17 protein-coding genes are annotated in these 20,263 nt (G+C 66.6%); 7 read left to right on the top strand and 10 right to left on the bottom strand.

Features of this window, described 5'->3' with window-relative positions; translation table 11 throughout:
- Positions 1–3: 3 nt before the first annotated feature.
- The 3 genes from THIARS_RS11250 to THIARS_RS11240 all read left to right on the top strand — a co-directional run bounded on the left by THIARS_RS11250 (position 4) and on the right by THIARS_RS11240 (position 2,732).
- The gene (locus tag THIARS_RS11250; RefSeq protein WP_094161022.1) at positions 4–681 is read left to right on the top strand and encodes a GntR family transcriptional regulator; all 678 of its coding nucleotides are present in this window, start codon (positions 4–6) and stop codon (positions 679–681) included.
- A 12-nt stretch (positions 682–693) separates the two neighbouring features.
- The gene (locus tag THIARS_RS11245) at positions 694–2,301 is read left to right on the top strand and encodes a gamma-glutamyltransferase family protein (protein WP_094161021.1); all 1,608 of its coding nucleotides are present in this window, start codon (positions 694–696) and stop codon (positions 2,299–2,301) included.
- A gap of 62 nt (positions 2,302–2,363) precedes the next feature.
- Positions 2,364–2,732 (top strand): IS66 family transposase, encoded by a 369-nt coding sequence (locus THIARS_RS11240; protein WP_094161020.1) that lies wholly within the window; start codon positions 2,364–2,366, stop codon positions 2,730–2,732.
- Positions 2,733–2,798: 66 nt separating this feature from the next.
- Here the strand turns inward: THIARS_RS11240 and istB (THIARS_RS11235) are convergent, their stop codons facing one another.
- The gene (gene istB / locus THIARS_RS11235; protein WP_094158948.1) at positions 2,799–3,614 is read right to left on the bottom strand and encodes an IS21-like element helper ATPase IstB; all 816 of its coding nucleotides are present in this window, start codon (positions 3,612–3,614) and stop codon (positions 2,799–2,801) included.
- The gene (gene istA, locus THIARS_RS11230) at positions 3,607–5,133 is read right to left on the bottom strand and encodes an IS21 family transposase (RefSeq protein WP_094158949.1); all 1,527 of its coding nucleotides are present in this window, start codon (positions 5,131–5,133) and stop codon (positions 3,607–3,609) included. Before istA (THIARS_RS11230) ends, istB (THIARS_RS11235) begins: the two co-directional genes overlap by 8 nt.
- Positions 5,134–5,266: 133 nt before the next feature.
- On the opposite strand from istA (THIARS_RS11230), the gene THIARS_RS11225 reads away from it, so the two are divergent.
- Positions 5,267–5,878, top strand: a complete 612-nt coding sequence (locus tag THIARS_RS11225; RefSeq protein WP_281254203.1) for a LysR substrate-binding domain-containing protein — start codon at positions 5,267–5,269, stop codon at positions 5,876–5,878.
- On the opposite strand, the gene istB (THIARS_RS11220) is transcribed toward THIARS_RS11225, so the two are convergent.
- The 3 genes from istB (THIARS_RS11220) to THIARS_RS11210 all read right to left on the bottom strand — a co-directional run bounded on the left by istB (THIARS_RS11220) (position 5,859) and on the right by THIARS_RS11210 (position 10,652).
- Positions 5,859–6,623 carry an IS21-like element helper ATPase IstB gene (gene istB / locus THIARS_RS11220; protein ID WP_094158950.1) on the bottom strand — a complete coding sequence of 255 codons (765 nt, stop codon included), beginning with the start codon at positions 6,621–6,623 and terminating at the stop codon, positions 5,859–5,861. The genes THIARS_RS11225 and istB (THIARS_RS11220) overlap by 20 nt on opposite strands.
- Positions 6,610–8,193 carry an IS21 family transposase gene (gene istA / locus THIARS_RS11215; protein ID WP_094158951.1) on the bottom strand — a complete coding sequence of 528 codons (1,584 nt, stop codon included), beginning with the start codon at positions 8,191–8,193 and terminating at the stop codon, positions 6,610–6,612. Before istA (THIARS_RS11215) ends, istB (THIARS_RS11220) begins: the two co-directional genes overlap by 14 nt.
- A 401-nt stretch (positions 8,194–8,594) precedes the next feature.
- Entirely contained in the window at positions 8,595–10,652 is a 2,058-nt protein-coding gene (locus THIARS_RS11210) for an EAL domain-containing protein (RefSeq protein ID WP_186436665.1), read from the bottom strand.
- Between the two features lie 558 nt (positions 10,653–11,210).
- Here THIARS_RS11210 and THIARS_RS11205 point away from each other — a divergent pair.
- From THIARS_RS11205 to THIARS_RS11195, 3 genes are all read left to right on the top strand, one after another.
- On the top strand, positions 11,211–12,251 hold the full coding sequence (locus THIARS_RS11205; protein ID WP_094161018.1) for a DUF3034 family protein: 1,041 nt from the start codon (positions 11,211–11,213) through the stop codon (positions 12,249–12,251).
- Positions 12,252–12,331: 80 nt separating this feature from the next.
- Positions 12,332–12,787, top strand: a complete 456-nt coding sequence (locus tag THIARS_RS11200; RefSeq protein ID WP_094161017.1) for a group I truncated hemoglobin — start codon at positions 12,332–12,334, stop codon at positions 12,785–12,787.
- Positions 12,788–12,844: 57 nt separating this feature from the next.
- A complete protein-coding gene (locus THIARS_RS11195; RefSeq protein ID WP_094161016.1) occupies positions 12,845–13,147 on the top strand; it encodes a high-potential iron-sulfur protein in 303 nt (100 codons plus the stop codon).
- A 140-nt stretch (positions 13,148–13,287) separates the two neighbouring features.
- Here THIARS_RS11195 and THIARS_RS11190 read toward each other — a convergent pair whose 3' ends face one another.
- From THIARS_RS11190 to THIARS_RS11170, 5 genes are read right to left on the bottom strand one after another with little or no spacing between them, the layout of a single operon-like run.
- Complete coding sequence (locus tag THIARS_RS11190; protein WP_094161015.1) at positions 13,288–15,714, bottom strand: adenosylcobalamin-dependent ribonucleoside-diphosphate reductase; 2,427 nt, start codon at positions 15,712–15,714, stop codon at positions 13,288–13,290.
- Positions 15,715–15,754: 40 nt separating this feature from the next.
- Complete coding sequence (locus THIARS_RS11185) at positions 15,755–17,185, bottom strand: DNA recombination protein RmuC (protein WP_094161014.1); 1,431 nt, start codon at positions 17,183–17,185, stop codon at positions 15,755–15,757.
- A gap of 9 nt (positions 17,186–17,194) precedes the next feature.
- Positions 17,195–18,184 carry a 2-hydroxyacid dehydrogenase gene (locus tag THIARS_RS11180; protein WP_094161013.1) on the bottom strand — a complete coding sequence of 330 codons (990 nt, stop codon included), beginning with the start codon at positions 18,182–18,184 and terminating at the stop codon, positions 17,195–17,197.
- Positions 18,181–19,608 carry a sodium:proton antiporter gene (locus THIARS_RS11175; protein ID WP_094161012.1) on the bottom strand — a complete coding sequence of 476 codons (1,428 nt, stop codon included), beginning with the start codon at positions 19,606–19,608 and terminating at the stop codon, positions 18,181–18,183. Before THIARS_RS11175 ends, THIARS_RS11180 begins: the two co-directional genes overlap by 4 nt.
- Entirely contained in the window at positions 19,598–20,260 is a 663-nt protein-coding gene (locus tag THIARS_RS11170; RefSeq protein ID WP_094161011.1) for a LutC/YkgG family protein, read from the bottom strand. Before THIARS_RS11170 ends, THIARS_RS11175 begins: the two co-directional genes overlap by 11 nt.
- Positions 20,261–20,263 lie beyond the last annotated feature (3 nt).

Below are 20,263 nucleotides of genomic sequence, written 5' to 3'. Positions count from 1 at the left end.
CGCATGGACGAACCCCTCTCCCTCGCCGACCGGCTGCGCGAGTCCATCGAAGAAGACATTGCCACCGGGAAACTGCCACCTGGGGCGCCTCTGGACGAAGCCGAACTGACCCAGCGCTTCGGTGTCTCGCGCACCCCCGTGCGCGAGGCGATGGTGCAGCTGGCCGCCGCCGGCATGGTCGACATCCGGCACCGACGCGGCGCGACCGTGGCCCAGCTCAGCCCCCAGCGCCTGATCGAAATGTTCGAGGTCATGGCCGAATTCGAGGCCATGTGCGGCCGCTACGCCGCCCGGCGCATGCAGGCGGACCAACTCGCCGCCCTGGAAGCCGCGCACCTGGCCTGCGAAACCGCGCGCAACGCCGGCGACGCCGACACCTACTACCACCTCAACGAAAACTTCCACCACCAGATCTACGCCGGAAGCCACAACGGCTTCCTGTGCGAACAGGCAACCACGCTGCATCGCAGGCTGCGCCCATATCGCCGGCTGCAGTTGCGCGTCAAAGGCCGGCTGCAGGCCTCGTTCGGCGAACATCAGGCCATCGTCGACGCCATCAAGGCGGGCGACGGCGAGCGCGCTGCGCAAGCCTTGCGCGGGCATGTCATGGTGCAAGGCGAAAGGTTCGCCGACCTGATGGCTGCGCTCTCGCAACTGCGGACCGCGACGGAACAAGCCTGACGAATCCCGACCATGCAATTCAACTGGCAGAACCCCTACCCCACCCTGCGCAGTCCGCTGATGGCGCGCAATGTCGTCGCCACCTCGCAGCCGCTGGCCGCGCAGGCCGGGTTGCGCATGCTGCTCAAGGGCGGCAACGCGGTGGATGCGGCGATTGCCACGGCCGCGGCCATGACCATCGTCGAACCCGTGTCCAACGGCCTGGGCAGCGACCTGTTCGCCATCGTCTGGGACGGCACGCAACTGCTCGGCCTCAACGCCTCGGGCGTGGCGCCGGCGGCGTGGAATCCGGACTACTTCGCCCGCAGGCACGGCGCCGCGTTGCCGGTGCGGGGCTGGGATACGGTGACGACGCCGGGGGCCATCGCCGGCTGGGTCGCGCTGTCGCGGCGCCTGGGCAAGCTGCCGTTCGCCGATCTGCTGGAGCCCGCCATCGAACTGGCCGAGCGCGGCCACGGCGTGGCCTGCATCGTGGCCGACAAATGGGCGCGGCAGGTGCCGTTGTTACAGGAACAGCCCGGTTTCGCCGAAGCCTTCATGCCGCACGGACGCGCGCCCCGGCCCGGCGAGCGTTTCGTGTTCAGCGCGGCGGGCGCCACGCTGCGGCAGATCGCGCTGACGCAGGGTGAGGCGTTCTACCGCGGCGAGGTCGCGGAGAAGATCGTGGCACACGCCAAGAACCATGGCGGGAGCATGACCCTGGCCGATCTCGCCGGCTACCAGCCCGAGTGGGTGACGCCGATCGCCAAGGATTACGCCGGCCATACCGTGCACGAGATTCCGCCCAACGGCCAGGGCATCGCGGCGCTGATGGCGCTGGGCATCGTCGACAAGCTCGACATCGGCCAATACGCGGCGGACAGCCTCGAGGCGCAGCATCTGCAGATCGAGGCGATGAAGCTGGCCTTCGCCGACACCTACCGCTGGGTCGGCGACGCGCGCGCGATGACTGCGGTGACGCCGGCCGACCTGCTCAGCGACGCCTACCTCACCGAGCGCGCCAGGCGCATCGACATGCGCCGCGCCACCGCGTTCCAGCACGGCACCCCGCCGCGCGGCGGCACCATCTACCTGAGCGCGGCCGACGAGGGCGGCATGATGGTCAGCCTGATCCAGTCCAACTACATGGGCTTCGGCAGCGGCGTGGTCGTGCCCGGCACCGGCGTCAGCCTGCAGAACCGCGGCCATGGCTTCACGCTGCAGCCCGAGCACCCCAACCTCGTGCAAGGCGGCAAGCGCCCCTTCCACACCATCATTCCCGGCTTCGTCACCAAGGACGGCAAACCGCAGATGAGCTTCGGCGTGATGGGCGGCAATATGCAGCCGCAGGGCCACTTGCAGACCCTGGTGCGCATGCTGACCTATGCCCAGCAGCCACAGGCGGCCTGCGATGCGCCGCGCTGGAAGGTCGGCACGGGACTGTCGATCGACTGCGAGGCGACGACGGCCCGGGACCGGGTCGAAGCGTTGCGCGCCATGGGCCACGCGGTCACGGCCGATCCCGACGTCTACATGGATTTCGGCGCGGGGCAGTTCATCTGGAAGCTCTCGGACGACCCGCTGGACGGCTATGTCGCAGCGAGCGACTCCAGGCGCGACGGGCAGGCCGTAGGGTTCTGACATCCACCCGCACGGAATGCGACGATGCCGCGCGGCGACGCGCAGGCGCCGGATGCTTCCCCATGCGCGAAGGGGATGTTGGGCGCACTTGCAGCGCAAGTTCTTCGAGGCGCGCAAGCTCGTCGGCAGCACCATCTCAGAAGGCTCTTGGGCGCATCGGGGCCTTGTATGGCCTTGAGCAGACCCTTCGGGAGCATTCGCCCGATACGCGCACCGCCATGCGCCAGCACAAAAGCCAACCCTTGCTCGATGCCTTGCACGCCTGGCTGGTCAGGCAACACCCGTTCCGGTCCAAGGCCGACGCCACGGCGCGGGCCATCGACGACACCCTGGGCCGCTCGAGGGCCTTGTGTGTGTTGCCAGCGATGAGCGCGTGCCAATCGAACAACCCCGTGGGAAACGCCATCCGTCCCCTCGCCCTGGGCTGTTGATTCATCGGCACAACTGAGCCAGTGATCACGTCGAATGCTGAGCCACTGGGTTGATGGATGTTTTGGCTACTCGGTTGTGGATAAGTCTATCGGGTCTGCTGTTTTTCGATCTCCTTTCTGCGCTTTGCCGCGTGGCTTTGGTGGTGCCGCGCCAGCGGCACTGGAATGCTTGAATCGCCAGCTCTCATTGCCGGTCTCCACGATGTGGCAGTGGTGCGTGAGGCGGTCGAGCAAAGCCGTGGTCATCTTGGCGTCGCCGAAGACGCTGCTCCATTCCGAGAAGGTGAGGTTGGTGGTGATCACCACGCTCGTTCGCTCGTACAGTTTGGAGAGCAGGTGGAACAGCATCGCGCCGCCTGATTGCGTGAACGGCAGGTAGCCCAGTTCATCCAGGATCACCAGATCGACGTACATCAGCCGGTGTGCCATTTGCCCAGACTTGTTCTGCGCCTTCTCCAGCTCCAGGGCATTGACCAGCTCCACCGTGGAGAAGAAGCGCACCCGCTTGCCATGCATGCGGATGGCCTCGATTCCCAGGCTCGTGGCCAGGTGGGTTTTGCCCGTTCCGGGGCCGCCGACCAGCACCACGTTGTGCGCCGAGTCCACGAAGCCAAGGGTGTGCAGCTGGCGCACCAACGCCTCATCGATTGGCGTGTGAGCAAAGTCAAAGCCAGCGAGATCGCGGTGCGATGGGAACCGCGCCACGCGCATCTGGTAAGCCATGGAGCGCACCTCGCGCTGCGCGGTCTCGGCCTTGATGAGCTGGTGCAGCACGGCCTCGTGATCAAGCGACTTCATGCGGGCGGTTCCCAGCACCTCCGGCCATGCACTGGCCATGCCATGCAAGCCCAGCGCCTTGAAGGCATCCATGACGTCATGCATGGTCGGACTCCGGTGAAGCCTCGTGAAGCGGGAGGCTGCGCAGTGCGTCGTAACGCTGCAGGTTGGCCAGTGGCGGCGTGTTGAGCGTGAGCCTCGTGGCCACAGGTGGCTCGGGCATGCGCTGCTCCTGCAAGCGCGATAGCACGTTGAGCACATGCTCGGCACTCACCCGCCCGGACTGCAGCGCCAGCTCCACCGCCACCAACACGGCCTCCAAGCCGTGCAGGCTCACGCCCATGAGCACCTGCGCCATCACCCTGTCACCACCGCTGTGGCGCAGCAACTGGCGCTGCAGCTCCTGCAGGGGTTCGGGCATGGTCTTGAAGGGTGCGCCGTTACGCAGCCCGCCGGGCTTGCGCTCGATCAGCGCGATGTAGTGCATCCAGTCGTAGAGCGTCTGATCCCGCTCGAAGCTGCGCGCCAGGCGCACCTGTCGCCCGTCAGGCCCGACCACCAGCAGACCATCGGCATAGGCCCGCAAGCTGACCACCGCGTGGATCCATTCGCACGGCACGCTATAGCGGTTGCGCTGGAAGTGGATCAGCGAAGTGGCAGAGACCCGAACCGGCTGCTCCACATAGCCATCAAACGCTCGGGGGTTGGGCATGAGGCGAACCCGTTCGTCCTGCCAGACATCGGCCACCGTGAGCTGCGTCCATTCAGGGTGGCTCATCTCGGCCCAGGCCTTCACACAGGCCTGCTGCAACCAGTCGTTGAACTCGCCAAGCGATCCCCAGCGCCGTTCACTGGCCTCGCGCCAGATGTCCTTGCGCCGATCCTGAACATTCTTCTCGACGACCCCCTTCTCCCAGCCGGCGGCCCGGTTGCAGAACTCCGGCTCGAACAGATAGTGCCCGGTCATGGCCTCAAAGCGCGCGTTGACGCTGCGCTGCTTGCCCTGGCCGACCTTGTCCACCGCCGTCTTCATGTTGTCGTAGATGCCCCGCCGGGGCACGCCACCGAAGAGAGCGAACGCGCGCGCGTGCGCATCGAACAGCATCTCGTGCGCCTGGCTGTAGTACGCCACCAGGCAGAAGGCACGACTGGCCGCCAGCTTGGTGTGTGCCACCTCCAGGCGGCGACGCAGCCCACCGATGAAGAGGTACTCGCAGCTCCAGTCGAACTGGAACGCCTCGCCCAACTCGAAGCTCAGCGGTATAAACCCCGCGCCGCGTGCCGCGTTGCCTTGCTCTTGCTGCCAGCGCTGGGCAAATGTGTACACCGGCCCCCGGCTGCCGCTGTAGCCCTGCGCCCGCAGCGCTTCAAACATCGCCTTGATCCCGCGCCGATCGCGTTTGCTGCGATGGCTATCGGCTTTGAGCCACTGGCTCAACTGCTCCTTGTACGGATCCAGGATGCTGGGACCTGACACCCGTTGAGGGTATCTGGGCTCGGTCATCTGACCATCTTTGAGCCACTTGGTGGCTGTGTTGCGCGAGATGCCCAGCCTGCGGCTGGCCTCGCGCACCGACACGTCCTGCCTCAGCACGAGGCGGCGCAACTTGCTCAATGTGCTCACGTTGATCACTCCTGCTCCCCTGTGCTGAAAAACTCAGCACGATAGAGCGGCAACGTGGCTCAGATTTCAACGTGAACGCGTCCCCAAATGGCCCAGTTTTGGAAATGAATCAACAATTGCGGATCTCAAAGGGGTGAAGAAAGGGCGACTGCGGATCGCTGCAGTGACCACGACCAAATACTTCATGCCCCGGTTGCTTGGCCCCTTCTGCGCACAATATCCAGGCATCGACATTTCTTTGGAAGTCATCAATCGCGACCGGCTGCTCGAACGCCTGGCGCGCAATCAGGACGACATCTATGTCATGGGTGTACCGCCAGATGGCATGGATATTGAGTGCGAGCCTTTTCTAGACAACTCGCTCGTCGTCTTGGCCCCCGCGTCACACAAACTGGCGCATTTGGGACGTACCGTTCGCTTCGCTGAAATTGCTCGGGAGGACTTTCTTGTTCGCGAACGTGGTTCCGGCACTCGTTTGACGATGGAACGCCTGTTTGAGGAACGCGGCGTACCTCTGCGCGTTCGCATGGAATTGGGAAGTAATGAAGCCATCAAACAGGCTGTGGTCGGCGGCTTGGGCCTCGCCGTCCTTTCGGACAGCACGATCGGCGACGATCATCTGCGTAACGAGGTCTGTATTCTTGATGTGGAAGGTTTTCCCCCGATGGTCAGGTCAAACTGCTCCACCTTTGGCCGGTCAAACTGCTCCAGGCAGGACGGCTGGATTATGAGGCATCGGCGGTGACGGCGATGCGTGCGGCGGCCTCCTTGAGGCGGTAGCTGCGACCCTCGAACTCGAGCATGGTGGCGCGGTGCATGAGGCGGTCGAGGATGGTGGTGGCCATGGTGGCGTCGCCGAGGTAGCGGCCCCAGTCCTGCACGACGCGGTTGGAGGTCACGACGATGGATCGGCGATGCTTGTAGCGCTGGTGGACGATGGCCTGCAGCAGCTCGGCCGCGGCGTCGCCGATGCGCCGGGCGAGGAACAGGTCGTCGAGCACGAGCAGGTCGGGCTCGACCCAGGCGCGCAGCAGCGCGGCCTGCTCCTGGGTGCTGGCCAGGGCGTAGTGGGCGAACTCGGTGTCGGCCTCGACGTAGCGCACGTCGAAGCCTTGCAGGGTGGCCTGGTAGGCCACGGCCTTGGCGACGTGACTCTTGCCGGTGCCGGGCTTGCCGACGATCAGGGCGTTGGCGCCGTCGCCGATGAACTTGAGGGTATGCAGCTCGAAGCAGGCCGCGCGCGGCAGCTTGGGGTTGAAGCGCCAGTCGAAGTCGGCCAGGGTGGCCTTCTCGTCGAGACGCGATTGTTTGAAGCGCCGCTCGGTCAGGCGCGAGTGGCGCCGGTCGAGCTCGTCCTGCAGCATGGCGCCCAGGGTGGCCAGGAACGGCTCCTGGCTGCTCTGCGCCTGCAGCACGCGGGTGGACAGGGTGTCGGCGATGCCCGAGAGGCGCAGCTCGCGCAGGGTGCGTTCGATCTCATTGAGGGTCATGCTGGGGGCTCCGTTCATGGTTGAGGGATTCGGCGGCGGCGCGGGCGAACAGATCGGCGTACTCCTCGGCCGGGCGGATCAGTTCGTGCTGCTGGGTCAGGGGCTCGGCGGTCGGGCCGCGGTCGAGGGCCTGCAGGGCCTCGGTGACGAGGCGCTCGGTCAGCGCCTTGACATGGCGGTAGCTGTAGACCCCGTCGGCCAGGGCGGCGGCGCAGGCGGCATCAACGAGGCGGCGCGGATAGCGCCCGGCCAGCGAGACGATGCCCCAGAGCTTGCGCTGGCCCACGCGGCCTTCGACGGCGAACAGCAGCTCGCACAGGCGCAGGGCCTCGGCCCCGATGGCGCGCGCCTGGGCCAGGATGCGGCGGGTCTCGCGCGAGGGGTTGAACACGCGCTCCTCGGCGGGCAGGACCACGGTGCCGGGGTGCTCGGCGCGGTCATGGGTGCGCAGCAGCTCCTGGGTCTTGAGGTCGCGGATCTCGATGCGCCGGGCATAGATGCGCACCAGCACCTGGGTGCCGATGCGCGCCGGACGGGCGGCGTAGCTGCAGTGGTCGACGCGCACGCAGCTGTCGTCGGCGACGGTGCGCTCGACCTCGGTGAAGTACTGCATGCCCAGCACCGGCAGCGGCTGCAGGTGGGCTCTCTCCTCCTCGAACATGGCCTGCACCTGCCGGCGCGCGCTGCCGTGGATGCGCGGCGCCGCCCACTTGGTCTCCCAGTGCTCCAGAAAGGCGTTCTGCTCCTCGATGCTCTCGAAGCGCCGACCCTTGAGGGCCGTGGCCTGGGTGTGGCCGATGGCGTTCTCGACGCTGCCCTTGCGGTTGGGGTCGCGCACCCGCGCCGGGTCGGCGACGACCCCGTAATGCGCCAGCGTGGCGGCGTAGACCTTGTTGAGCTCGGGCTCGTACAGGTCGGGCTTGAGCACGCCCTCCTTGAGGTTATCGAGCACGACGTAGTGGGCCGAGCCTCCGAAGTAGCGCCAGGCCTGCTCGTGCAGCTCGGCCCAGACCTGCTGACTGGACTTCCAGACCACGCGGCGGAAGCTGCGCCGGGAATAGCGCAACGTGGCCACGAACAGGCGCGGGCGGCGGTAGCGGGCGGTGCCGGGCACGCGCGTGAGGGCGCCCTCGCCGTAATCGACCTGCATCTCCTCGCCGGGGGCGAACTCCAGGCGGTCGAACTGCTCGGGCTCGCGGACCTTGAGCCGGGCGACGAAGCGCTTGACCGAGTTGTAGTGGCCGGCGAAGCCGAACTGGTCGACCAGGTCCTGGTAGATCGCGGTGGCGTTGCGCTTGAGGCGCAGCTGGGCCTCGATGAAGGTCCGGTGCGGCTCGCACAGCGACGTCGTCGTGGCGGTCGGCGCCGGTGGCCGGGGTGGAGCAGTTTGCTCCTGCGAGCCGGTGGCCACCCCGGAGCAGTTTGCCTCGGACTCCTCGGTGAATCGATGCTGCCAGGCCCGGATGGTGTGGCGCGAGATGCCGGTGACGCGCTCGATCTCTCGCTGCGTGGCGCCGGCCTCCAGCAGCGTGCGAATGGTGGTTTGCAGATGCGGCTTCAAGACGTTCACTCCCGTGCCTCTCCCTCGACGTTGAGGGAGTGGAAAGTAACGTCCTGCCGGCTGGCCCCGAGGTGGTCGCCGTCGCCGCGATCAGCGGCTCAGATCACCCCGGCCAGGTGGAGCAGTTTGGGTGGCCAGAAGTGGGGCAGTTTGGGTGGCCGCCGGGGGGTTTTCCAATCCGACGGTCCTGGTACCTCGTCAGATCGAAAGAAAAGCGACCATCCGTGGTGGCATCGGCATTTCTCGAGTTTCTGAGGGCTCACGTCAACCTGTTTGCGCACCACATCAGGCCAGGGCGACCAAGCGCGTGAACCGCTGTGGATGGTCGGAGACCGTGCGTGCGATTCGCCTCGTATGCGTTCAGCGACACACACGTCAAATGCGCCGCCTGAGACTGTTTAAGAGCCCAATCAATAGCCCGCGCGGCCGTTGTCCACCCAGTCCCGGCTGAGCCTGGTGATGAGCTCCTGGCGCGTGCGGCGGTACATGGAGCTCTTCGCGCCCTGCACCGCGCATGCCCGGTTGCGCTCCAGCAGGGCAACCAGTTGCGGGGCGGGCGGATCGAGCCGATCCAGGTAGTTCCGCAGCGTGCATGGCGTGCGCACGAAGGTTTCCACCATGTCCGGCCACCCGCTGAGCGCCGTGAGCTGGCGGTCCCACAGCAGGCAGCTCGCCAGAGCCCCCAGCGCCGTGCGCGGCTGGCGGATATTGATGGCCGCCTCGAAATCACGGCGCCAGGCGTAGAGTTGTTCCCCCGGCATGGGCTGGGCAAAGCCGTAGCCCTGGCCGCGGTCGGCGCCGAGTATCGCCACCGCTTCGATCAGGCCTTCGTTCTCCAGGCCTTCGACGGTCACGGGAATGTCGAAGGCGTGCGCAAGCGCGGTGAGATGGTGGATGAACTCCAGCGCGCGCATGGGTTTTTCCAGCGCGTTGCGCACCAGGCCCTGGTCGATCTTCACGGCATCGAACGGCACCCGGTGCATGCGCAGCAGCGAACTGTGCCCGGACCCCAGATCGTCCTGCGTGATCTGGATGCCGCAGCGCTGAAACTCCGCGATGCGCGCGTCGCGCTTGAGGGTGTCCGCGGGATCCTGCGTCTCCAGAATTTCCAGCATCACATGCGTCGGCGGCAAGTCCCAGCGCGACAAGGTCTCGAACAAGATGTCCCGGTACGCGTCCTGGGTCAGCCCGTCGGGCGGCAGATTGATGGCCACGGGAATGTCCAGCCCCATGTCCAGCCACGCCCGCCTGTCGCGGCAGATCTGCTCCAGGCCCGCCTGGAACAGGCTGAGCAGGCCGGCCTTGCCGAGCGCGGGAAGAAAATCGCCCGGCATGATGAGTTCGCCCTGCGCCGACTCGATCCGCGCCAGCGCCTCCACGTGATGCACCTGGCCGTTGCGCAAGTCGATGATGGGCTGGTACAGCATGCGCACCGCCCCCTCCTCGACCCGCTGCCGGTACTTGCGGCGCAAGTCCGCCGGGATCACCAAGCCCTGTTCGCAGCGCAGCACCGCATGGCTGAGAACCTGTTGCACGTGCCGCAGCAGCAACTGCCGCTGGGGTGCGCGAAAAAAACCCGGCCAGCGGCTGTAGACGGCCATGACGGCGAAAGACTGGCCGTCGTCATCAAGCAGCGGTAGCGCAGCGGTCGATCGAAATCCAAGGCGTATGCCGTCGGCCTGCCAGGGGCGCAAATGCGCATCCGCCCCGTAGGTATCCGCGATTTGAATCTCCGCCGTTTGCCAGGCGCGCCCCGCCGGCCCCTTCCCCGATACCGTATCCACCGAGGTGTTCACCAGGGGCGCCTGGTGCCTTTGCATGGCGTCGGCATACTCCCGGCCCGCTTCGCCGCCGAACGCCTCGATCTGCAACAAGCCTTGCGCATCGGGGCGCGAAAACACGCAGGCCAGAATGCCGTCCAACGTGGACAACGCGCCGATGGCGCCGTGCAGCAAATCCGACAAATGGCTGGCCTCGCGGATGGCCTTGCTCACGGCGATCAGGGTCGCCACCGTTTCGGCCTCCACGCTCGAGTGGCTGACCAGGCGCGCTTCGGTGTCGAGCGACAAGCGCTGACGCAGTGCCTCGGCCAGGCGCTTTTGTTCGCCGACATCAAGCCCACACCCCGCCAGCGCCGCGTGCATACTTTGGTGATACAGGCCGTAGCCGTCGATCAACGAAGGCAGATCGACACCCACCATCTCATGCACGCGACCGACGTGCAGCGCACGTTCGTAATGAACCTCGGGTGTCAGCGTCGGCGACAGCAGCATGTCCCAATGCTCGGCTTGCTTGCGCCTGACGCTGGCGAGTTCCTCGCTGTTCAGACAACCGAGAATTGTGCCGCCCGGCGACGCCTGCGTCAGCCCTTGGTGGAACTCCTCGACGAAGGACGCGACCGCCTCGTGAAGCCGGCCCTGCGCCTTGCGCAGCAGCGCGGCGACCTCGTCTCCGTAAGCCTGGGACACACGCGCAAACGACAGCCTGGGCGCGGATTTCAAAATATCCGCCTCATGAAAAAACCTCTTGGATTGTTGTTTTGATCTGGTGAACAACCATGCGCCCTGAACTCCACGGTTCAGGCCGCAACCATCAAACCTCACCCTTCTTGGCGCCATAAGGGACATCACCTGAGCCGCCGAAGACAAAGGAGGCTCTGTATCCATTTTTTCCGCAACGCCACAAGGCCGCTACCGATTTCATCACACTTTATGTTGTTTTTTTAAATTAATGATCAATTTAAATCCAACGATATGAATTTTTTCCATTTAACTAACAACAAGAACACATGAGACAACGACGCATCCAGCCAGAACTTGAGCCCCTGGAACACACAGCCTGGCTAGCAGGGCGTGCGCTCACAACTCTTCACATTTGCGCGCGCTGGAGACGCCGATCTTGAATCCAGCGCCGCTCGCCGTGCGTATGCCCAACATCGTGCTCGGAAACAAACCCTCGAGCGGTTATCGCGCACGGTCCACTTCCCTGCCGGGGGAGGGCAACCACTGACAATTAGGAGCGGGAATATGGAAGCAAATCGCTGGAAGAAAACCCTGGCCGCCACGGCCATTGCGGGACTTGGCGTGTTCGGGATGTCGAGTTTTGCGCACGCACAGGGTAGTCGCTTGTTGGCCACCAGCGGCGTCACCGAAGTTGGCGGATCGACCGGCGGAGGCATCGTGCCATGGGCGGTAATTTCCGGCTACGACACGGGGGACGAAATCGGCGGTTCGGCCTCTGGCACCTTCGTGCGCGTGCCCAACTACTCGTTGAGTTCGCTGGGCGCCTCTGTGGGCATCCACAACCGCCTAGAAATCTCCGTGGCCCACGAAGTGCTCAACGTCAATCTGGGCGGCCTGTCAAACCTCAGCGTGCTGGGCAACCAGGCTGGCGGCCTTGGTGTCGTAGCCACTCCAAGCCCCATCATCAACTTGGGCAACCAGACCATCAGCATGGATGTGCTGGGCTTGAAGGCCCGACTGTTCGGGGACATCCTGTATACGCCTTACCCCCAGGTCTCAGTGGGCATCAAGTACAAAAAAAACAATGATTTCAACAGCAACTTCTCCGGTCTCGGGCCGATCGGCATCCCCAAATTCCTGGGTGCCGCGAGTGACTCCGGCACCGACTTTTACGTCGCCGCCACCAAGGTGTTCTTGAACGGCGTCTTCCACCGCGTCACCCTGGTCAACCTGACCGTGCGAGGCACCAAGGCCAACGCCATGGGTCTGCTGGGCTTCGGCACGAACAGCAATAACGGCATCGCCGGCGCGCTCGGCACCAAGAGCGACAACAGCTACCACGCCGAACTCGAGGCTTCGGCGGCTGTATTCCTGCGCCCCAACGTAGCCCTGGGCGGTGAGGTCCGCCAGCAGCCCGACAGCATGAGGTACCCCACCAACGCCGCGGCGACCACCATCGGATCGCCCGGCACGATGAAAGACGTGTTCATCGCCTACTTCCCCAACAAGAGCCTGTCGCTCACCGCCGCCTACGCCGATCTGGGGCCGTTGCCCTTCCAGGCTAGCAATAAGGGCGTGTATTTGTCGCTCAACGCCACATTCTGATCCATGGCGTGTATGCCGCGTACGCATCACACATGCCTACGAACTCACTCTGCATCTGACGTCTTCCAGGAGTTATCCCCATGAAACTGCAATCACCCCACCTCACCCGCCATCTTGCCGGCGTGGTCCTGACTTGCGCCATGGCGCTGCCCACCTTCGCGCATGCCGAAATGGCCTCTGGCCCCACGCTGTATGAGCAGCTCGGCGGCAAGCCGGCCATCGTCATGATCGTGCATGACATGCTCGCGAACGTGGTGGCCGACAACCGCATCAACCACTACTTCGCCAAGACCAACATTCCCCATCTGCAAATGGAGCTGGTCAGCCAGATCTGCGAACTCACCGATGGCCCATGCAAGTACACCGGCCTGAACATGCAACAGGCGCACAGAGGCATGAATTTGAAAACCGCCGATTTCAATGCCCTGGTGGAAGATCTGCAAAAGTCCATGAACAGCAACAACGTGCCCCTGGGCCTGCAAAACCAGTTGCTCAACATTTTGGCGCCCATGGAGCCGGATGTGGTGCACAAGTAACCCGACCGGGCCGGCGCATCCGCCCCGGCCCGGCCCACTCCATCCAGGAGCCGATGTATGAAACCCACAGTTCCACACCCTCAAACCGACAATCCGCAGCGCCGCACTTTCTTGCGCGGCGGCGGCTTGTTCCTGGCTGTTCTAGCGACGGATGCCATGCCGGCCAACCATCAGGCACGGGCGGAAGACGGCATGCTCAGTCAAGCTTCGGTGCATTACCAGAAAAAGCCCCATGAAGGCCAAAAATGCAGCGACTGCGCGTATTTCATCCCCGGCAAAACACCTCCTGGCACGGGCAGCTGCCGCCTGGTAGCCGGCACCATCGATCCCAACGGCTGGTGCATGCGGTTCTCGTCGTGAAGCCCATTGCGCACGTCTCGCAAGGAGGCCGAGCCACGGTTCTCCTTATCACAATTTCATGCCTTGGCCCATCAGATCGCGCAGCGAGAGACCGACGAGGTGAATCGCGCAAATAACCCACGACTTGTTCGATGCGCCGATCACCCACAGCTCCCCAGATAACCGCAGTTGTCGCAGCGGTCGCAGCCGTCCACGCGGCGCAGGAAGGGGCCGCCGCAGTCGGGGCAGATGCGCCCGCCGGGCAGCAGGTCGGGGGCGCCACCCGGGGTTTCGAGGTCGATGCACCGCGAGTCGGGAGCCTTGGCGCGCTGCGCCAGCGCCGCCAGGGTCTGCTCGCGGCCCTGTTCGTCCAGGAAACCGCGGCGCATGAGCATTTCCTGCAGCGCGTAGGCGATGGCCGCGACTTCGGACTGGTGAAAGCGCGGCGCCCGGCTGCCGTCGGCCTTGATGACCTCGCCGCAGCGCACCGGGCCCTTGTCCCACACCACCTCGCGCATGTTCTGCAGGGACTTGGCCACCGAGCCGCCCGAGCGCGCCACCAGCGACAGCAGGCGCATATTGGAGGCGATCCACTGCTGCCCTTCGTCGCGCTGGCCGGCCGGCATGAAGAACTCGATGGGCCGCTCGATGCGCACAGGCTGGCCGCCGACCACGCCCTCCACCTCGGCGAAGGAAATCGACAGGTACACGGTTTTGCGCCCCTCGGGCGTCATGTAGCTGACCTTGCCGGTGACGGCCTGCAAATCGCCCTGCGGCCGGCCCTCGATGCGGCGCGTGAGCGGGTCGATGTCGGGCGGCAGGCCGGTGGCGGCAGAGGCGGCGCTGGGCGCGGCCTGCAGCACGGCGCCCAGCACGGTGTTGGGGCGGTAGGTAGCCAAGCCCTTGAGGCCGGATGTCCAGGCGTCGAGATAGAGGTCCTTGAATTCGGCGAAGGGGTAGTCGGCCGGCACGTTGACCGTCTTGCTGATGCTGGTGTCGATATAGGGCTGCACCGCGGCGAGCATGCGCATGTGGTCCTGCGCCGACATCTCCAGCGCAGTGACGAACTGCGGCGGCAGCGCGTTGACGTCGCCGCCCTGCTCGCGGTACAGGCGCCAGGCGTGGTCGGCCACCTCATAGTCGCGGGTGGTGTCGTCGGCCATGCGTTTCTTGCGCGTGTAGACCCAGGAGAACGCCGGCTCGATGCCGTTGCTGGCGTTGTCGGCGAAGGCCAGGCTGATGGTGCCGGTGGGCGCCACGGCCAGCAGATGCGAGTTGCGCAGGCCGTGCGCGGCAATGGCTTCGCGCAAGGGGCCGGGCAGGCGGCGGGCGAAGCTGCCGGCGAGGAATTTGGCGGCGTCGAACAAGGGGAAGGCGCCCTTCTCGCGCGCCAGTTGCACCGACGCCGCGTAGGCGGCGTCGCGCAGCACGCGGGCCACCTCGGCGGCGAAGTCGCGCGCGGGCTGGGTGTCGTAGCGCAGGCCCAGCATGACGCAGGCGTCGCCCAGGCCGAGGAAGCCCAGCCCGATGCGACGCTTGTTGCGCGCTTCCTCGTGCTGCTCGGGAAGCGGCCAGTAGGTGGCGTCGAGCACATCGTCGAGCATGCGCACGGCGGTGCTTGCCACGGCGCGGAACCCGTCGAAGTCGAAACCGGCCTGCGGCATGAAGGGCTGGCGCACGAAGCGGGTGAGGTCGATGGAACCCAGGCAGCAGCAGCCGTAGTCCGGAAGGAACTCCTCGGCGCAGGGGTTGGTGGCCTCGAAGGTCTCGCAGTAGTACAGGTTATTCTCGCGGTTGGCGGTGTCGAGGAACAGGATGCCGGGCTCGGCGTGGTCGTAGGTGGAGCGCATGATGGCGTCCCACAACTCGCGCGCCGGTACGCTGCGGTAGACCCACAGGCCGTCGCCGCGCTGGTAGGCGCCTGCGGCGCGCTGCTCGTCGCCGGGACGGGCCTTGTGCACCAGGTCGACCTGCGCGCCGCTTTGCAGCGCGTGCATGAAGGCGTCGCTCACACCCACCGACAGGTTGAAGTTCTTGAACGCCCCGGCGTCCTTGGCGTGGATGAAGGCTTCGATGTCGGGATGGTCGATGCGCAGCACGCCCATCTGCGCGCCGCGCCGGCTGCCGGCGGACTCCACCGTCTCGCACGAGGCGTCGAACACGCGCATGAACGACAGCGGCCCGCTGGCGTGCGAACGCGTGCTGCTCACGTAGGCGCCGGACGGGCGGATGCGGCTGAAGTCGTAGCCGACGCCGCCGCCTCGGCGCATGGTTTCGGCCGCCTGCGCCAGCGCCTTGTAGATACCGGGCTTGCCGTCCACGTCGTCGGACACCGAGTCGCCCACCGGCTGCACGAAGCAGTTGATCAGCGTGGCCTGGATGTCGGTTCCCGCCGCCGACATGATGCGCCCGGCCGGCACGAAACCTGCCTCCATGGCGGACAGGAACTCCGCCTCGTGGCGCGCCGGATCAGCCTCATGCGCCGCGAGCGCGCGCGCCACGCGGGCCTGGATCTGGGCTGCGCTGCGCTCGTCGCCCTTGGCGTATTTCTCCGCCAGAACGTCGAGGCTGATGGATTGCGGCTGCATGCATGTCTCCTCGTGACGGGCTTCAGCCCGAGTACGGGAGTTATAGCGCGTCGTCGGCGTCCTCGGGGTCGACCTCGGTCAAACCCAGCAGAGATTGGGACTGCTCGACCGGCAAGGCCTCCACCTGCCGAAGCTGGCGATGCATGGCGCGGGTGCGGGTTTCCGCCGCGCCGATGGTGTTGCTGGCTTCGTCGAGCTTCTTGCGCGTCTTGGCCAGCACGTCGCCGAATTTCGCGAATTCGGTCTTCACCGCACCCAGCACCTTCCACACCTCGGTGGAGCGCTGCTCCAGCGCCAGGGTGCGGAACCCCATGTGCAGGCTGTTGAGCAGGGCCAGCAAGGTGGTGGGACCGGCCAGCATGACGCGGTTCTCGCGCTGCAGCGCCTCCACCAGGCCGGGGCGGCGCAAGGCCTCGGCGTACAAGCCCTCGGTGGCGAGGAACAGAATGCCGAAGTCGCTGGTGTGGGGCGCGGCGATGTATTTGTTCTGGATGGTGCGCGCCTCGTCGCGGATGCGCTGCTCCAGCGCCTTGGCCGCGGCGTCGGCGGCGGGCTTGTCGACGCGCTCCTGCGCGTCGAGCAGGCGCTCGTAGTCCTCGCGCGGGAATTTGGCGTCGATCGGCAGCCACAGCGGCCCGTCGCCCTTGCCCGGCAGGCGGATGGCGTATTCCACCCGTGCGCCGCTGCCCGGCACCGTCTCGACGTTGACGCCGTACTGCTCGGGCGTGAACACCTGCTCGATCAGCCCGGCGAGCTGGATTTCACCGAACACGCCGCGCGACTTGACGTTGGAGAACACGCGCTGGAGGTCGCCCACGCCCTGCGCCAGGGTCTGCATCTCGCCCAGGCCGCGGTGCACCAGCTCCAGGCGCTCGGCCACCTGCTTGAAGCTCTCGCCCAGGCGCTGCTCCAGGGTGGCGTGGAGTTTCTCGTCCACCGTGGCGCGCATCTGTTCCAGTTTTTTCTCGTTGTCGGCCTGCAGTTCGCGCAAGCGCTGCTCCACCGTGGCGCGCATTTCGGCCAGGCGCTGGTCGCTGGCGTTGCGCAGCTCGACCAGGCGCGCGTCGAGCCGGGTCTGCAGGGTCTGCAGGCTCTGGGTGTTGGATTGCGTCAGGCCGCCCACCTGCTGCACCAGGGTGTCGCCGACGAATTTCTGCAGCGTGAGCAACTGCTGGCTCACGGCGTCGAGCTGGGTGTTCTGGGTGCGCGCGCTTTCGGCCTGCTGGTTGAGCAGGATCTGCTGGAACTGCGCGAGCTGCCCGGCCTGTTCGGTGCGCAAGCCCTGGCCGCTGGCCTGCACGGCGCCGCGCAATTCGCGCTCCAGGCGCTCGAGCTGGGGAGCAAGCTCCGCGCCCAGCGCCTGGCGCAGGCCTTCCAGCGCCCGCAACCGCCCCAGCAGGACCCAGCCGAGCCCGATGCTGACGACGAGCAGCAGGAGCATGGCCAGCAGGAGCACGAGATCGAGCGGCATGGCTTGGCTTCAGGCGGAAATGGGCGTGATGGCGGACCGACCCTGCAGCACGGCGATCAGGTTGTCCACCGCGAGCTGCACCATCGCGCGCCGTGTCGGAATGGAGGCGCTGGCGATGTGCGGGGTCAGCACCACGCGCGGGGCGTCGAGCAGAACGGGGTTGATGGCCGGCTCGCCCTCGAACACATCCAGGCCCGCCGCGCCCAGGTGGCCGCGGCGCAAGGCGTCGGCCAGCGCGGCCTCGTCGACCACGCCGCCGCGGGCGATGTTCACCAGCGTGCTGCCGGGCGGCATGAGTGCCAGTTCGCGCGCGCCGATCAGGTGGCGGGCGGCCGGACTGTAGGGCAAGGCGAGCAGCACATGCTGGCTCTGTGCCAGCAGTTCGTCCAGGGTGCGGTAGGCGGCGCGGCAGTCCTGCTCGATGCCGGCCGCGAGGCGGCTGCGGTTGTGATACAGCACGCGCATGTTGAAACCCAGCGCCGCGCGCCGCGCGATGGCCTGACCGATGCGCCCCATGCCGACCACGCCCAGCGTGGTGCCGTGCACGTCGCTGCCGGCGAACAGGTCGTAGCGCCATTTGCGCCACTGGCCCGCGCGCAGGTAGCGCTCGGCGTCGCCCATCTGGCGCGCGGCGGCCAGCAGCAGGGCCATGCCGAAGTCGGCCGTGGTTTCGGTGAGCACGTCGGGCGTGTGGGTGACGACCACGCCGCGCGCCGCGCAGGCCGCGAGGTCGATGTGGTCGACCCCCACGGTCATGGTGCTGACCACGCGCAGGTCCGGACAGGCATCGAGCAATTGCGCGTCGATGCGCTCGCTGTTGGTGATGAAGGCCCCGTGCTTGCCGCGCAACCGCAGGCGCAGTTGCGCGGGGGTGTGGATGGCGTCGTCCGGCGTGGCCTCGACCTCGGCGACCCGCGCCAACTGCGTGACGATGTCCGGAAATACCGCGCGCGTCACCAGCACGCGCGGACGCTGCGTTTCGGTTGTGAGGGCACTCATCGGAAGAACACCAGGTCGAGGATGGCGAAGGCGGGCAGCAACACGGCGAAGGACCAGCCCATATAGCCGAAAAACGAGGGCATGCGCACGCCGCGATGCTCGGCGATGGCCTTGACCATGAAATTGGGCGCATTGCCGATATAGGTCATCGCGCCCATGAACACGGCGCCGGCGGAAATGGCCACCAGGGTGGTGGCCTGCGCCATGAGGTGGGCCGCGTCGCCGCCGGCCAGATTGAAGAACACCAGATAGGTCGGCGCGTTGTCTAGAAACGAGGACAGCAAGCCGGTGAGCCAGAAATACGCGGCGCTGACAGGCTGGCCTTGCGCATCGCTGGTCAGGCGCACCAGCCCGGCCAGCGCCCCGTCGCCGCCCGCGCGCAGGATGGCGATGACCGGGATGATGGTGAGGAAGATGCCCAGGAACAGCTTGCCCACCTCGATCATCGGCCCCCAGTTGAAGTGGTTCTCCTCGCGCGCCTCCACCGGCGTGGTGCGCAGGGACAGCAGGGCCACGACCACCAGCGCAACGTCGCGCACGAGGTTCTGCAGCTCCAGCGTCTGGCCGAACACCGGCACGCCGACGCCGGGTTTCCAGACGCCGCTGAGCAGCACCGCGGCGACGATGGCAGCCAGCCACAGCACGTTCCAGGCGCCGATGATGCGGATGGGGCTGTCGGGCGAGGGGTCGACCCGTTTGCGTTCGTCCTCGCGCCGCCAGGACCAGCGGTCGAGCAGATAGAACACCGCCAGCAGCAACGCGCAGAGCAAGGCCGTCGGCGCGAACAAGTGGCGCAGGGTCCAGAAAAAGTCCACGCCCTTGAGAAAGCCGAGAAACAAGGGCGGATCGCCCAGCGGCGTGAGCGCGCCGCCCGCGTTGGCCACCAGGAAGATGAAGAACACCAGCACGTGGGCGTTGTGCTTGCGCGCGTCGTTGGCGCGGATGACCGGGCGCACCATCAGCATGGCCGCGCCGGTCGTGCCCATGACACTGGCCAGCACGGTGCCGATCGCCAGCAGCGCGGTGTTCTGCGCCGGGCTGCCGTGCAGATTGCCGCGCACCGCGATGCCGCCGCTGACGGTGTAAAGCGCGGTGAGCAGCAGCACGAAAGGCAGGTATTCCTGCAGCAGCGTGTGCAGGGCCGCGTCGGCGGTGACGCCTGCGCCGTAGATGGCGGAAAACGGCAGCAGGAACAGCAACGCCCAGCCGCCGGCGATCTTGCCTTGATGATGGTGCCACAGTCCGGGCGCGAACAGCGGCAGCAAGGCGATGGACAGCAGCATGGCGGCGAAAGGCAGGCCCCACCACAGGCTCAGCGCGGCGGCATCGACGCCATGCGCCACGGTCGCGGCGGCTTGCGACAGGCCCGGCGCGAGCAGCAGCGCGCCCAGAAGGCACAGCCGCGAACCCCGGTCAAGCCGCATCGACGATCACCACATGCACACGGTACGGACCGTGGGCGCCCAGCACGATGGTCTGCTCGATGTCGCCGGTGCGCGACGGCCCGGACACGATGTTGAGCGCGCGCGGCACGGCGCCGCGCTCGGCCCGCAACAGCGCGAAGGCGTCTTCCAGCGTGGGCAGGATGCGGCTGCGCGGCACCAGCGCGACATGGGTTTCCGGCAGGAGGTGGACCGAAGCCGGAGTCTGCGGGCCCGAAGCCAGCACCAGGGAGCCGGTTTCGGCCACGGCGCAGAAGCAGGCGGTCACGCCCACCGCGTCCGCGTCGTGCGCGCGGCGCAGCTGCGCCGCCAGCCCAGCCTCGGCCCAGGGCAGCTGGCCCAGCTCGGGCCAGACCGCCGCGGCCAGCGGCAGCGCCCCGGTGCGCAGGTAGGCCGCCACCGCGGCTGGCGCCGCCGCCCAATCGGCCACATGCTCCAGCGTGGTCTGCAGCGCCTGGGCCTGCTGCGCGAAACGCTGCACCATGTCGTCACCGAGCGCGGGCTGCGGACCGCGCAGGTGGTTGGCGATGTCGGCCTCGGCGGCGCGGTGCTCGGTGGGTTTGAGCCGTGCATCGCGCCGCTGGCGGGCGCGTATGCGGTCGAGAATGGCTTGTCGTGCTGTGGTGGTCTCCATGGG

The sequence above is a fragment of the Thiomonas delicata genome (assembly GCF_900088825.1).
Taxonomy (GTDB): Bacteria; Pseudomonadota; Gammaproteobacteria; order Burkholderiales; family Burkholderiaceae_C; genus Thiomonas_A; species Thiomonas_A delicata.
This window is presented reverse-complemented; position numbering and strand designations above follow the sequence as displayed.